At 63.9% G+C, this 14,532-nt stretch carries 11 protein-coding genes; 1 reads left to right on the top strand and 10 read right to left on the bottom strand.

Annotated elements, in window-relative coordinates; translation table 11 throughout:
* Positions 1-16 precede the first annotated feature (16 nt).
* From SxD43FB_RS07950 to SxD43FB_RS07995, 10 genes are all read right to left on the bottom strand, one after another.
* Positions 17-3,040 (bottom strand): glycosyltransferase, encoded by a 3,024-nt coding sequence (locus SxD43FB_RS07950; protein ID WP_176482706.1) that lies wholly within the window; start codon positions 3,038-3,040, stop codon positions 17-19.
* 41 nt (positions 3,041-3,081) lie between these two features.
* Complete coding sequence (locus SxD43FB_RS07955; RefSeq protein WP_096061709.1) at positions 3,082-4,212, bottom strand: cytochrome P450; 1,131 nt, start codon at positions 4,210-4,212, stop codon at positions 3,082-3,084.
* The gene (locus tag SxD43FB_RS07960) at positions 4,209-5,060 is read right to left on the bottom strand and encodes a phytanoyl-CoA dioxygenase family protein (protein WP_096061710.1); all 852 of its coding nucleotides are present in this window, start codon (positions 5,058-5,060) and stop codon (positions 4,209-4,211) included. The genes SxD43FB_RS07955 and SxD43FB_RS07960 overlap by 4 nt, the downstream gene beginning before the upstream one ends.
* On the bottom strand, positions 5,060-6,694 hold the full coding sequence (locus SxD43FB_RS07965; RefSeq protein ID WP_176482707.1) for a fatty acyl-AMP ligase: 1,635 nt from the start codon (positions 6,692-6,694) through the stop codon (positions 5,060-5,062). The genes SxD43FB_RS07960 and SxD43FB_RS07965 overlap by 1 nt, the downstream gene beginning before the upstream one ends.
* Positions 6,691-7,515 carry a phytanoyl-CoA dioxygenase family protein gene (locus SxD43FB_RS07970; protein ID WP_096061712.1) on the bottom strand — a complete coding sequence of 275 codons (825 nt, stop codon included), beginning with the start codon at positions 7,513-7,515 and terminating at the stop codon, positions 6,691-6,693. The genes SxD43FB_RS07965 and SxD43FB_RS07970 overlap by 4 nt, the downstream gene beginning before the upstream one ends.
* Positions 7,512-8,399, bottom strand: coding sequence for a glycosyltransferase family A protein (locus SxD43FB_RS07975; protein ID WP_096061713.1), 888 nt, complete (start codon positions 8,397-8,399; stop codon positions 7,512-7,514). Before SxD43FB_RS07975 ends, SxD43FB_RS07970 begins: the two co-directional genes overlap by 4 nt.
* Complete coding sequence (locus SxD43FB_RS07980) at positions 8,396-8,680, bottom strand: acyl carrier protein (protein WP_096061714.1); 285 nt, start codon at positions 8,678-8,680, stop codon at positions 8,396-8,398. The genes SxD43FB_RS07975 and SxD43FB_RS07980 overlap by 4 nt, the downstream gene beginning before the upstream one ends.
* The gene (locus SxD43FB_RS07985; protein ID WP_096061715.1) at positions 8,677-9,972 is read right to left on the bottom strand and encodes a polysaccharide pyruvyl transferase family protein; all 1,296 of its coding nucleotides are present in this window, start codon (positions 9,970-9,972) and stop codon (positions 8,677-8,679) included. Before SxD43FB_RS07985 ends, SxD43FB_RS07980 begins: the two co-directional genes overlap by 4 nt.
* Positions 9,969-11,663, bottom strand: coding sequence for a hypothetical protein (locus SxD43FB_RS07990; RefSeq protein ID WP_141249475.1), 1,695 nt, complete (start codon positions 11,661-11,663; stop codon positions 9,969-9,971). The genes SxD43FB_RS07985 and SxD43FB_RS07990 overlap by 4 nt, the downstream gene beginning before the upstream one ends.
* A gap of 148 nt (positions 11,664-11,811) precedes the next feature.
* On the bottom strand, positions 11,812-13,770 hold the full coding sequence (locus SxD43FB_RS07995) for a polysaccharide pyruvyl transferase family protein (RefSeq protein WP_141249476.1): 1,959 nt from the start codon (positions 13,768-13,770) through the stop codon (positions 11,812-11,814).
* A 92-nt stretch (positions 13,771-13,862) separates the two neighbouring features.
* Between SxD43FB_RS07995 and SxD43FB_RS08000 the strand changes: the two genes are divergently transcribed.
* Positions 13,863-14,519 (top strand): class I SAM-dependent methyltransferase, encoded by a 657-nt coding sequence (locus tag SxD43FB_RS08000; protein WP_096061718.1) that lies wholly within the window; start codon positions 13,863-13,865, stop codon positions 14,517-14,519.
* Positions 14,520-14,532 lie beyond the last annotated feature (13 nt).

The raw sequence follows: 14,532 nt of genomic DNA on the forward strand, positions 1-14,532 counted from the left end.
GCGGCGCCACGGCGCGTCACTCGCCTTCAAGTACCCGCCAGATCGCGTTGATCCGCGCCTGCCATGACATCTTGCTGACCAGATAGTCGCGTAGCGCCGGGTTGACCGGTGGAATCCACCCGTTCAGCACCGCCTTGAGCTGGGCCATGAACTGATCATCCGTATCGGCGACCGCGATATAGGGTGCCAGTTCATCGATGTTGGCGACGGCCGATGCGACGATCGGCAGGCCGGAGGCGAAATAGACATAGAGTTTGAGCGGGTTCATCCGATCGCTCAGCGCATTTTGCAGATGCGGCATGATCGCGACGTCGAAGCCACGCATGATCTGCAAGGCTTCTTCATAGGGCCTGACGCCCAGCATATGGATATTGGCGTGACGTTCGGCGATCGCGGCCACTTCCGGTCGGCCATGCGCCGATCCGACCAGCACGATGCTGCCATCGGGGTAGGCTTGCGCGATCCGCTCGATCAACGGCCAGTTCACCCGGTCGCGCAGATTGCCGACATAGCCGATGATGGGGCGCGGCAGGTCGCGCAACGCAGCATGCGCTTCAACGTCGCCGTCCAGCCGTTCGCACCCGTTAGGCACCAGATGAATGTCCGTGCGCAGCGGCGCGAACACCTTCCTTATGGGCTCGCAATTGCTGAACACCATGTCGGCATCCCGCAATATCGCTTCATAGCCTTCTTCGACGCGCTGGCGATAGGCCGCGCTCAATCCGGGGAAGGTGCGCTGGTCATCGATCAGGTCGGCGATGACCAGCCTGGGCTTCAACACCTCCATCACCAGCGGATAGTCGAACACGAGCGGCGAGACCCATAGCAACGGCCCATCCTGCACCGCCGCCTCTTCGCGTAAAGCGCGCAGGAAATCGGCGTAGGCTTCGGGGGGTGGCAAGGCTTGCCCGAAGGCTTCGCCCGATGCCGCGCGACCGCGATGCAGGAAGGTGCGGCGCAGAAAGTCCGCTGTGTCGGCTTGGCGCAATACCCGCTTTTTTACGGTCTCGTAAATCTGCCTGCCTTGATGCGCGGCCTGCTGCTGCGCCGCCTCGCTTTGCTGTTCCAGTTCCTGCAGAGCAATCGGCGCGTCGAGATGGATGATGCGCCGCACCTTGCCCGTCTCCAGCATATATTTGGCCAGCATGTCAGGACGGCGGCCATAGATGTCGGAGTCATTCTGCTTCCACAGGAAGATCATGTCGCGCGGGGCGTCGTCGCGTCTGAGCGGTGGGCGGCGTGCCGATGGACCAAGCGCAATGCCGGTCTTGCGCGACAGCAGCTTGAGCGTCCGGTCCAGCAGCGGCTTGGCGGCCGGGCGTGCCTGCTGCGCGGCGCGATAAGCCAGGTCGAGGCGCGCCGCATTCACGGCATAGCTCATCTCGGTCAGGAAATAGGTGCGTCCCGCCTGTCCCTGCGACGCAATCCGGTCCGCCGCCACATCGCGCAGGGCAGCATCCAACGCCGCATCGTTCGGCACGGGCAGATAGGCGCGCGCCAGGGCGATATCCTCCAAAGGCGGCACGGTGCGGGCGAGCACGGGCACGCCCATGGCCAGCGCATCGGTCAGTTTGGCGGGCAATTGATAGGCAGCGATCGGGTGGTCCGGGTCTTGCAGGATCACGACGGCATCGGCCATGTTGACGAGTTCGGGCAAGCGATCCCAAGGTTGATCGGGATGCAGCGCCAGGCGGATATCCGTGTACGTCGCCAGCGTCTCGCTCAGCGCCTTGTCGCCAATGCGTCCGATGACGCACAGCGCCAGCCGGGGGTCTTGCACCCGGCGCAGCGCTTCGGCGACATCCAGCAAGCCCTTGTGGGCGCGCGGCGTTCCCAGGAACAGGATGACGCGATCCTGCGCGCCATAGCCGAACTCGCCGCGCGTTTGGTCGCGATCATAGCGGGCTGGATCGAACAGCGTCTCGTCGCGCGCGTGGCGTAGCACTGCACCGCCAAAGCGGCGCTGCAGCGCGATATTGGAGACGGTGACATAATCGGCTTCCGCCAGCAGCGTTTCGCCAAAGCGCGTCCACAGGTCGCTATGCGGTATGGCAAAACCCGAAGCGTCCGCTTCCGCTGCCGCCAGCACTTCGTTCCAATCGGCCGGTGTCCGGTCCTTGACGAAGGCCAGTTCATGATCATCGACATCGACGATCATCGGGCAATTATTCGCCTGACTAATCAGATGGCCCAGCAACAGGCTGGGCAGGCGGGGCTTGCCGACATGGACGATGTCGCAGCGCGTGTTGCGCGCCATCTCCGCCGCCCCGCGCAGGAAGCTCGCCATATCGCTCGCCGGAAAGCTGCGCATCGGCAACAGGGCGTCGGCGATTGGTGGCCAGATGCTGTTCCCATAGGTTTTAAAGATCGGTCCCACCAGTTCGACGCTGTGATTGCGAGCGGCCATATCGGCGAGCAGGAAGGCGCGACCGACCGGATTATGCGCCATGTCCCAGGATATGACGCACACCCGTTCGGGCCGTTTGGCCAAGGCAGGCTGGCTCGGCAAAGGGCCACGGGGATGGATGGAGAGGGATGCAATCGCCAATGTCCCCGGTCCATCGGCGAAATCCATCGCCAACAATAACGGACGACCATCGACGCTCCCCGCCGTTGAGAAATTGCGAACGATCCGCGATCCCGGTACAAGTCTGATCGGTCCCTGCACCAGCGTCTTGTGCAGAACCCGCTGCCCCTTCGCATCTATGCTCAGCAACACCACCCATTTGAGGATAGGCACACCGTCCCCGCCCTTGGCCGGTGCGCTGAGCGCCAGGGCATAATCCGCCTGCGCCTCATCCGACTGGTGCGGCAATTGTTGCCAGATGCGCAGCCAGGACGCGCCGTCATGGAGCGTCACCGCCACCCCACTGGGCCGGTCGCCTTGCAGCGCAGGGGTTAGCGCAAAGCGGCTGTTCTTCTTATATTCGACATGCCAGGCACCGCAAAATGCGCCATCATTGTCCTGATCGCTGTCCGGTATCCAGTCGTCGAACGTCTCGTTCGCAATATCGCAGGCATGTGTCGGCGCGTCATTCATTATGTCTTGAACCGGGGCTTGGGGAGAGGTCGGATCGGTCATCATTGCTCCGCCGCAACAGGGGTCAGTATGAGGGGCAGGTGCGCGAACACACGCCAATCCTCATGATCGAGCAAGGCACCGCGCGCCGCGGCCGGGCGTATCTGGAAGCGGTCGATGATGGCGGTTACCATCATTTCGGCCTCCATCGCGCCAAGCAATGGCCCCTGGCACATATGCGCGCCCCCGCCGAAGGCGAGCAACGGCGCATTTTTCCGGCCGGGATCGATTTGGTCGGGGTAGGCGAATGCTTCGGCGTCCCGGTGGGCACTGTCGATCCGCAGCAACACCAGATCGCCCGGTGCGATCGACACGCCCCCAATATCGACCGCTGCCTGGGCCACGCGCCGGTTGAGACGGCGCAACGGCCCGGCAAGACGCAGCGTTTCGCGAATGAATCCGGGCATCAGCTTTGGTTCCGACTGTAGGCGCGCCTGCCATGCCGGGTTGCGCGCCAATAGGTCCAGAGCCGCGCTGATCGTGCCCGCAATGGAATCCGCCCCGGCGACCAGCAGGAAAGCGATCAGATCGAAAGACGCATCGCCTGTCTCAACGCTATCCCGCTGCAAGCTGCTGCGGAGTTCGCGGCGCAAGCGACGGGCAGCATCCTGGCAGGCATCATAGTCCCGCAAACTACAGGCATGCGACCAAGCCCGCGTCACCATGGTCGCGTCCGCGCGTAAGGCCATGGCCTGATCGACCGGCAAACTCAGCATCGATGCGAGGATCAGAGAGGGGAGGGGATCAGCCAAATGTACAACCGCGTCGATCGCGCCGCCAGACGGCACCGAAGCTGCGATGCGCCGGGCTTCCGCCAGAATGGCGGACGCTGGCCAGCGCGCCATGCTCTGCTGTACGATCCGGCGCACGGATTGCCGGTTGGCCAGATGCGATGGGCCATCCTGGAACAACAGCGTCTGCTCCATGAGGGCCAGCAAGTCCGAATAATCCCGCCTGGCACGCGCGGCGATCCGCTCGACCCGCTGCAGCGGTGACGCCATGCGAAAAGCAGGCGATCGCAATATCAGGCTGGCATCCGCGTGGCGCGTGATAACCCACGGGCCGTTCCCTTCGCTGCGGAAGGGCGGCATGGCGGGCATAATCGCCCCATCGGGATCGGTGATCGAGGTCATCCCTCAAGGCCTTTGGGTGCAGAGGGTCCGGGTTGATGATCGCCCTTGTCGAATATCACGGCCATCCCATGCCGGATCGATTCGCCATGATGCCGCAGTGCATCGGGGTGGAAGGGCGCGGCGGGTGCCTGCTCCAACTGGAAATGGCCATGGTCCCGGCCACGGACCAAGGTTGCGAAATTGCGCGCGCCGCTGCGCTGCGCCACCGTGGCGGGAATATAGCGCATCGCAAAGCCGATACGCCGCTCGCTGGACTGGTTGGGTGGCGATCCATGGACGATGAGCGGATCATGCAACGACATTTCGCCCGGGCGCAGCCTGACGTCGATCGCCGACCGCTGATCCACGCCGCCGATCACCTCTTCGCGGCGACCCAGCATGTTCAGCCGGTCGCCGCTGTCGCGATGGGGCAATATCTGTGCATGGCTGCCTGGAATTATCTGCACGCCGCCATTGTCGGGGCCGCTGTCGCTCAGCGCCAGCCAGGCTGTCACCGCGCGCGGTGCATTGAGGCCCCAATGTGTCTGGTCCTGATGCCAGGTGACATGGCGGGGGCTGTGGCCCTCCTTGATGATGAAACTGCTGCCCCAGCATAGCAGGTCCGCCCCCAGAAGGTCCTCGATCGCGTCGAGCAGGCCTGGATTATGGACCATATCCCATAGCCAGGGGATCAGCAGGTGCGGCTTGGCGTTCAGCGCAGGCGGCAGCCGCCCGGCACGGCTCGCCTCGATCGCTTCCAGTGCGGAACGAAATTGCGCGGCTTCGGTTTGCGGATACAGGCGAACGGGGAAGACGACGCCGTCGCGACGAAAAGCATCGATCTGGGCATCGGTCAGGCCTTTCCCCATCACATATCCCCCTCAACCAGCGCCTTGATCTCACCCGCCTGATAGGCGGCGCGCGCCGCCTGCCGTCGGATTTTGCCGCTGGTCGTACGCGGTAGGGTGCCGCTGCCGACAAAGACGATCTGCGGCATCAGGCCGCACCGTTCACCAACCTGCTGCGCCAAGACACTGGCCCATTCCTTGCGATCCATCGCGCTGCTGCGGTTCCGCGCGACTTCGCACAGTAGCAGCAGTTGCTCCTCATCCTCGACGGTGATGCCGACGGCCGCTACCGCCAGCAGTGGCGGTCCATCCACGTCCAGCGCGGCGGCTTCGGCGTCGGCGGCATGGATATTGCGGCCATGGACGATGATGCAATCCTTGATCCGGTCCAATATCACCAGGCCAGCAGCCCCCCACATCCCGACATCTCCGGTAGGAAGCCAGCCTGTCCCATCATCCTCCTCGCGCAATTCGGGCAATGGCACCACGCGGCCCTCCCGCCCTGACCAAAGACCCATGGCGACATGCGGTCCGGCGATGCAGATTTCGCCGCGTTCGCCATCGGGGAGCGGGCGTCCATCCTGCGGATCGCAAATCCTGACCTGCGCGTCGTCGGGTGCCCATCCACAGGAGACATGGGCACGACCCGCGCCAGGGACTGCAACCGGCGCGCCATCGTTCCATCGGGTCGAAGTCGCCAAAAGCGTGGCTTCGGCCAAACCATAGCAAGGCAGAAAGGCAGCCGGATCGAACCGTGCCGGTGCCAGGCGGTCGGCAAAGGCGTTCAGGCTGCGTAATCGTACCGGCTCCGCCCCGCAAAATGCGACTTTCAATGTCGACAGATCGAGCGTCCCTGCCTGCTCCGGCGTGATGCGACGAACGCACAGGTCATAGCCGAAATTGGGTCCGCCAGCGGTCGTGCCTCGATGGTCGCTGATCGCCTTCAGCCAGCGGAGCGGCTTCTGGATAAAGGCGAAGGGCGGCATCAGCACGGCAGTGCCCCCCGCATAGAGCGGATGCAGGAGCGCGCCGAACAACCCCATGTCGTGATGCGGGGGAAGCCAGTTGACGGCCACGATGTCCGGTCCGCTACCGAACATCTGTCCGATCATCGCCTGATTGGCCATGATGTTGCGATGGCTGATGACGATCCCGCGCGGTGCCTGGGTGGAACCCGAACTATATTGGATGACGGCCGCCGCATCGGGATCGGGGAAGGGCACATCCGCAACGTCTCCAGTCATGGCCGCCGGCTCGATCGGGCGCAGCGCGCCCATGTCGATGCCGTGGTCAGTGGGGCCGATCACGCTGCCCGCGCCCAGATCGGCGACCATCAGGGCCAGCCTCCGCCGCGCCTCGTCGCCGGCCGGTGGGAAGGGGATCGGTACCGCGATGGCACCCGCGCGCAAGCATGCCAGCAACGTTATGACGAAGGGCAGGCCCGGTGGCAAGGCCAGCACGACCGGCGTGCCGACGAGCCCCGCATGGTGTAATCGGCCTGCCATGGTCGTTACCGCCGCATGCAGGTCGGCATAGCATGCATGCTCGGTGACCGCTTCGCCCCGTTGCAGGAACCGGATGGCGCTGTGATCCCCACGGGTCGCCGCATGCTGTTCCAGCAGGGCGGGCAAGGTCGGGGCGACCGCCAAGCTCAAGACTGACCCCCCATATTGGGCAGGACATTGCGCATCCATCGGCGCAGCACGCCAGCATATCGGTCAAGCGCGGCTGGATCGTATGTGGCCTCGGGCGCCTGTTCGAGATCGAAATGACCATGGTCCCGCCCCCGCACCAATGTGGCGGAAGCGCGTACCGGGCCGATGGATCGGAGGTGAGCGGGAATATAGCGGATGGCGAAACCGCAACGGCGCTGCGTCGACATGTTGGCGCGTGAACCGTGGACCAGCATGACGTCGTGCAGCGACATTTCGCCGGGGCGCAGAACGACATCCACCGCCTTGCTCTCGTCCACCTCCTCGGCGATCGCTTCGCGTCCCGGCAACATAACGTCATTGTCGCGGGTATCGACATGCACCAAGGGTGTCCAATGGCTGCCGGGACTGACGCGCATGCAGCCATTGTCCGGCAGGGAAGGGGTGAAGGCGATCCAGGCGGTCAGCGCCTGGGGCGCCGACAGGCCCCAATAGGTCGCATCCTGATGCCAGGTCACATGTTGCGGCGTGCCTGGGGCCTTGTCGAAAAAGCCCGCTGCCCAGCAGACAAGGTCCGGCCCCAGCAATTGCTCGATGGGGTCGAGAATGGCGGGATGATGGACCATGTCCCAGAGGAAAGGGGCGAGAAGATGCACCTTCACATTATGGCCGGGCGCGATCCGGCCCGCGCGCATCGCGGCCAGCGCATCGACCTGGGCGAGTTGGGCGACCATCGCGGCCTCATCCATCACAGGCAGGGGCGCGAGAAAACCGTCGCGCCGATAGCGGGCGATGGCGGCCTTATCGATGCGATGCGCCGTCATGCGCGCGCGCCGATCGGCGACTGGATGACGGATCGGTTTTGGGCATCATAGAGCCAGCCCGGATCGCGCATCGTGACCAGCGGGCGACCGCGCCGTTGCCGATACAGGCGACTACCGGTCTGGAGTACCGCCATCGCGCTTTCCGGAGTGCTGGTCGACACGCCGCCATGGATCTGATGGAACGTCCCTTCGCCCACTATGCGGATCTGCTGCACATCGGGCAGGGCACAGGCCCGCAAATAGGTGTCGGGATTGACCACGCCGCCGCCCGGCTCGACGAACGCCGGGTCATAGCCACCCAGTTCGTCCCATAGCGGCCGGGGCAGGAACAGCGCATTGCTCTCCAGCATCGGCCCCTCCGGGCCACCGCGCAATTCGCTCGTCGCGACGTCGAACAGGCGATAGCCCGCCTGCGGCCAGTCGATCGTATCGAGCAAATGATCCTCGGCCTGGCGATCATAGCCATGGCGCACGCTGTCGAACTGCAGGGTCGGTCCCAATTGATAGTTGAGCGTCGCGACCACGGGCCGGGGATGCAGCGTCGCTGCCGAACGGCAGGCGGCGATCAATCCGGGCGACGCCAGTCGTGCGCCGTCAATCCACACCCCGATAAGCGGTGCGCGGGCAAGCGAGAGCCCATGGTTGATCGCCGACACTGGCGACACGCTGGGCTGGGCCTGTTGCACGATGCGAATATCGGCATCCAGATGAGCCCCGTCCGCCAGGGTTGGTGGCTGGTCGGAACCATTATCCATCAGGATGATCTCGATATCGGCGCGCGCGATGTCCGTCTGATAGGGCGGGCATAGCGACAATAGCGTGCGGGGCAATTCCCGCCGCATATTATAGCTTACCAGCACGATCGAGACGGCGGGTTGCGTCAATCGCGTTGCTCCGCACCCGCGATGTTGCCGCCCCCATCGCTGGCAAAAGCGGCAACAAATTTGTCGATGCTGGGATTTTCGAACAGTTGGACCGGATCGACCTGCACGCCGAACTCTTCCTCCATCACGCCGGCCATCACCACCGCTTCCACACTGTCGAAGCCATAGGCGTCGAATGTCTGATCGGTCGGCACCTGTTCGGGCAGGGACAGGACGCCGCCGATATAGGCGACCATCCAGGCACGCAGCGTATCACGGTCGCATGGCAGGCGTTGATTCATGGGTGTTCCTTTGCATTAGGGGACAGGTCGAACAGGCCGCCCGCCGCAGCAGGCTGGGCGCGCATCCGGCGATTGAGAATGGGCTGGAGCGCCCAGCCCGGCCCATCGTTCGCGATCATGTCGCGCATCCAGGTCAGGGCGAAGTCGCGCCTTTCCTCCCACCGCTCCGCAGGCGCGTTGAAGGCAGCGGTGATTCTCGCCCAATGGCGGTCCAGGGCATCGGCGATCGATGCGGGCAGCAGGCTGCCATCCTGGCGTTGGCCCTTCGTCGATGCCATCGTCAAAGCCTCCTCCCAGGTGCGCGCGAGATCCCGTGGCCGCCCGCAATGGGCCAGAAAGCCTGAAAATTTATTATAGCTCGGACGGCCGACCAGAATACCCGGCACGCCATAGGCACTGGCGGCGACATAGCCATGCAGGGACGCCCCGATATAGAGCGCACTATGGGCGATTGCGGCGCTGATTTCCTGCAGGCTAAGTGGGTCGTCGAGCATCAGGCACGGCGCGCCGAGCGAGTCCGCGAATTGGCGCGCGACCGCCGGATCATCATGGTTCTGCCCGACGGCTACCAGCATCGGCACCATCCGTCGCGCCTCAGCGAATTGGCGCAGCGCCGATCCTAGCGCCTGGCGATCCACGCCCGCGACTGATCGATTGCGGATATGGATGGCCAGCAATTGTGTGTCGGGTGCCATCCCCTTGCGAGCCAGCAATTGCCGGAATGGGTCGGCAAGATCGGCCCGTGACCACAGCCGCGGCAGATCGGCAATGGGGTCCGGTACGATCGCGATACTGGCGTCTTCCGTCGCAGGAGCGAGCAGACGGCGGCTGCCTTCGTCCCGCACAGAAACATAGGATGCGGCATGGCGGGCGGCGTCGATCACGCGCCTTTGTCGACTTGAAAAGGGATGCGGCACGCCGGGCGCGTTCCAGGCGATGGGAATGTCGCGCAGCGCCGCCGCCAGCGTCGCCCCCAACCAAAGGCCAGCGCCTGCCCAATTGCCAAGCGACGGATCGCCATAATGATCCAGAAAGGCCAGAGAATTGGCGTGGATCATATAGCCGCCGCCGATCAATATCCCGGCCGGGGCGATCGATCCCGACAACATCTCGCCAATGTCGATGGTCGGCAGGGCGTCGGGAAAGTCGGCCTGCCCGCCGGTCGGTGACACCGACACCACATCAAAACCCGCATCGGCCAGGCGCGCGCGCGCCACCAGGGGAAACAGCAGGTCGCCATAATTGTTCATATCGAACATGCCGGATATGAGGATGGTGCGCCGCGCGCTCATATCCCGTCTCCGATGGTGGCCAGCGCCTTGTCGAGCACGGTGAAGAACAGGCCGTTGGCGATGGCATGTTCGATCGCAAAATGGTCGGCGCAGTCCGCGATCGGATAGAGGGTGACATTGTCGAGACCATCCAGGCAGCGTGCCGCCTCCGCATCGGGGGCGTGCGCGGCGCCGAAGACCTGATGCACATGGGTTTGCGGCACGGACCGGATGAGGCCCACCAAGTCCATATCCGCGCTCGTAAAGGTCGAAAACAGCGAAGCGCGCGTGCCATTGGCCGCAACCGGCGCGTCTTCGGCGGCATCCAGCCCCAGATTGACCGGCCCGGCAAAGGATATGGCGGCATGGCTTCCCATCATGGCGGCGCACCGAATGGCCGCGACCCCGGCGATGGACGATCCGATGGTGATGACCGGCACGCCCAAATCCTCGGTCAGCCGGTGCAACGCTTCGATCATGGCATCATGATCCGGGCCGAGCGATGCGATGCCGCTGGTGAAACTGCGATGGTTGCGATCGCGCAGATAGAGGATGTTCACGGGGCGCTGGCGCAGCAATCCGTCGGCCAGTCCAAAAGGCAGATAGCCCAGCCCCCCAACGACACTGGCAAACAACAGGATTGTCGCCTGCGCACCTGCCATGGGCAGAATTTGAACGTCGAGGTCGCAACCATGGCGAACCGCGCGCTTATTGTCCCAGGTCGCAGCAGGATGCGCGGCCATGGCGGTGCGCAACGGCCCGGCCATATGGGCGACGGCATCCTGCGTCGCCAAACGATCGATGATCGCCCGCGCATCGGCCACAGCATCGTGCCGCAGGGCGGCTATCGCATATTGGAACAGCCAGCGCGAATTGCTCGCCTGTTCCGGTGTGCGCGCGCGCAATAGCGCGAACAGCCGCTTGTCCACGCTATCGGACAAAGGGCAGCGATTATAGCGGAACAGCAACAGCCAATCGTCCGGCCAGCGGGTCAGTGCCGCGTCGAGCAGCGCGATCACGCTGTCGATCCGCCCAGTGAAAATGGCCGCCTGGATCGCGCGGCGGGCGAACTCGACCCGGTCGGGGTTGCGCTCCATCAACTGGACGGACAGGGCATAGGCATCTTCGAACCGTGCGGCCGCCAGATGCAGCTCCAGCTCGATCAACCGGCTTTCATCGGTTAGCGGTCCCCAGGCGCGTGCCTTGTCGAACAATGCTTCGGTTCCGCTTCGATCCTGCTGGCGAAAGCGGATCGCGGCGAGTTTCAGCAGGATGAAGCGATCATCCGGGTGCGACCGCAGCAGGGTTTCGAGATAGGCGCGCCGTATATCCGGATCGACCAGGGTCATGAGGATGCGAGACAGCAGCCCGGTTCGCGTCTGTTCTGGCGCGCTACCTGCCCACACGGCCTCACGAAACAGCATGCGGGCATCGTCAGGCCTTTGGCGGCGCAGGAAGAGTTCGACCAGTCGGACCGCAGGCCAAGGGTTGGCGGGATGATCGTCGCGCGCCGTCTGGAAGACCGCCACGGCTTCCTCGACCCGGCCTGTCTTTTCCAGCCAGCCGCCTTCGATAAGACGCAGGCGCAGATCATCGGGCCAGCGCCCGCGCGCCAGAGATATGCGGCGATCGATCGACCTATCGTCGTCGCCCGCCGCTCTCGTCAGCGCCTCCAGTGCGGCAATCTCATCGCGCAGGAGCGATGCGGTCACACCATCAGCTTTTTTGTCTGCCCGGTGTAACATCGGCCCCCCGTGTACCCCCTGCCTTCAATGGCCATGACAATGGCTAATCCAAACCGGGTCAATATTGAAGTCCGATTTGGACGGTGTCGCAGGAACTGGTCGAGATTGGACGATACTATAGTCGATCAGCAAGACCGTCGGTTGATCGGGCCATTTCGGCGATGGCGCTGGCCTGTATCCAGTCATGCCGTGCCTGCGTAGCCGTCGCGATGCACAGCACGGTTTCCGTGTCCGAATAGGGGTCCGATGGCCAGGCGAAGGTCAGGAAAGCATCTGGCAGATAGGTGCCGAGACGCGCCAGGATATCGGTGCCAAAAGCGCGCAGGCGACCATGGTCGTCGCCCCGCGGAAATCCCCATTCCAGCGTGGTTTGCCGCGCCGGCACGGTGCGAAAGGATAGCAGCAGCACGCCATCATCGGCCAACGTCTCCCGCAATTGCATCAAGGTTGCCTGAATATCCGCCACCTGTTCCAGCATGTCCAGACACAAGATCATATCATAGCGTTTGTCGGCGGGCGGAGCCACCAGCGTAGAGCCTTCATGCGTTGGTGCAATCAGGTCGAATTGCGCAAACCAGCCGCCTGCCGCCACGCGGTGCCGCCCATATTGCAATCCCATGGTGCGCAAGGCCGGGTCCGACCGAAGCACCTCCAACACCTGGCGCATGGCGCGATGCCGGGCTGTCGCGTTGCAACCGGCGCAAATATGATCGTGGCCGACCATATCGTCCGCTTGTCGGCGGTTCGGTCGCACCGTCTTGCCGCCACAGATATTGCAATGGAACGGCTTGCTGATCGGCGATACTGCTTGGGGTAGAAGGACGGGCAGGACGGCCTCAAAGCTTTGCCAGTCGCGCTGCCCTTCGGGGCGGTCGGCGATCCAGTGGCGCAGCCTGTCCATGGCTTGCGTTTCGCGTTCGCTCATGGGCTCGTGCAACAGCGCGCGCAATTGCGCCCAATGATCGGCTATCCGCGCGCGCGCGGTGTTGATCGCGCTCCGTTCTTGCTCTTGCAATGGCGTCATCAGGGCCGTTTTGCCCAACGCCTCGGCCCAGCTGTGGCTCAGCCGCTCCGTCATGCCGAGTTGCTCCAGAAAACCGGCGAACTTGACCATGCGTGGCCGGGCAATGACGAGCGCTGGCTTCTCATAGGCAAGCGCCGTGATCAGCCCGTGCATGGAAGAACCGACATAGCAGGCGGCATGGGCGATCAGAGCCGCAATTTCCTTCAGACCTTCGGGCTGATCCAGAATCAGCACTGGCATTGGCAGCAATGCGCCGACGCGCTGGGCCAATTGATCGTCACCATGGCAGGGTCCGATCGCGATGAGTACCGGCACAGCGTTCAGCCGGTCGGCCAGCGCTGCCACCTGCCTTCCCTGCTCGGCCTCATCCGCGTCGAGATAGCGGCTGTTCACATGCACCGCCACCCAGCGATCGGGCACGGCCATACCGTGTCGCGCAAAGGCCGTCTCGGCGATGGCGCGCAAGTCCGCTGCAGGCCAGAGCGCAGCGAGGTCAAGCGCGGTGTCTGGCAAAATCTGGACGGATGCATCGCCCGATTTTCCCAGGAAATTGCGGCTTGCCTCGTCCCGCACGGTCACCTGCGCGCTAGCGGCCAGAATGGCGTCGCTCAAGGTTCGCACCGGGCCACGCAGTAGCGGGTGGGGCAGGCCGGGCGCATTCCAGGCGATCCGTCCGCCCGTCTGCGCAGCGATCAGCCCCGCGCCCAGCCACAACGCCGCATAGCTGCCCTGCGCGCCGAAGCGCGTTTCGGCATAGTCGGGCAACGGCGTGCTGGTCGCATGGATGATGTTGCCGCCCCCGATGACATGCAGGTCCGCCGAACAATCGGCTGCGGTCTCGATCGGCAGGCAGGGGACGGTGTCGTCCCAGGCCGGTTTGCCGCCACGCGGGGAATAAGCGTGAAAATCCTCTTCGGGGATGCCCAGCCGATCGCGCAGCAGCAGCGGAAACAACAGGTCGCCATAGTTGAGGACGTCGAATGTTCCATAAAGCGCGACGCGCGGGCCTGCGCCGGAACTGTCCGGCGGCGAATTATTTGCATCGGTCACGCGGCCAAGCCTCCCATGTCTTGAGGACAGAGCTACTATGGCCTATCGCGTTGGTAAACCGCCTTGTTGGCCGATGGACGGGAACATAAGCCATGTTGGAGCAGCACGCAGAGCCCCGCTATCAAGCCATTTCGCGACCCTGCGCGGAGGCGGTCGAATTGGCGACCCGCGTTCTGGCGACCCATGCCGACCCGCTTATCGCGGAAGTCGGGATCGGCATCGGTGCGACGTCGCTGGCCTTGGCGCGCGCGATGGATCATCGCGGCATGCTATGGCTGTTCGATTTCGACAGCCGCGTGCAGGAATTGCGCGCTGACCTTGCCGACATCGGCTATAGCAATGTCGAGATTGTCGGCAACTCGCGGCGCACCTTCGACAGCTATGGCTGGACGCTCGCGATGCTGACGCGGCGCGCGCGCATCGACCGGCCCGAAGGCATGTTCGACTTCATCTATCTGGATGGCGGACATCTTTATCAATATGATACGTTGGCAGCGGTCTGTTGCAAGGAGCTGCTCAAGCCAGGCGGCTATTTGCTGCTCGACGATTATGACTGGACCATCGCGAAATCGCCGACGATGCGACCCTCGCATAATCCATCCGTGCTGGCGGATTATAGCGAGGAGCAGATCGAATTGTCGCATGTCGAGATGATATGCAGCCTGCTGCTCGACCCCGATGCCGGTTTCGAACAGATACCCCTGGGCTATCGCGACGTGGAGCATCGACGCGCCTACCGGAAGCTATGAGCCGGGTGCCAAG

Origin of the sequence: Sphingobium sp. D43FB, assembly GCF_002312805.1 — a bacterium.
Lineage (GTDB): Bacteria > Pseudomonadota > Alphaproteobacteria > Sphingomonadales > Sphingomonadaceae > Sphingobium.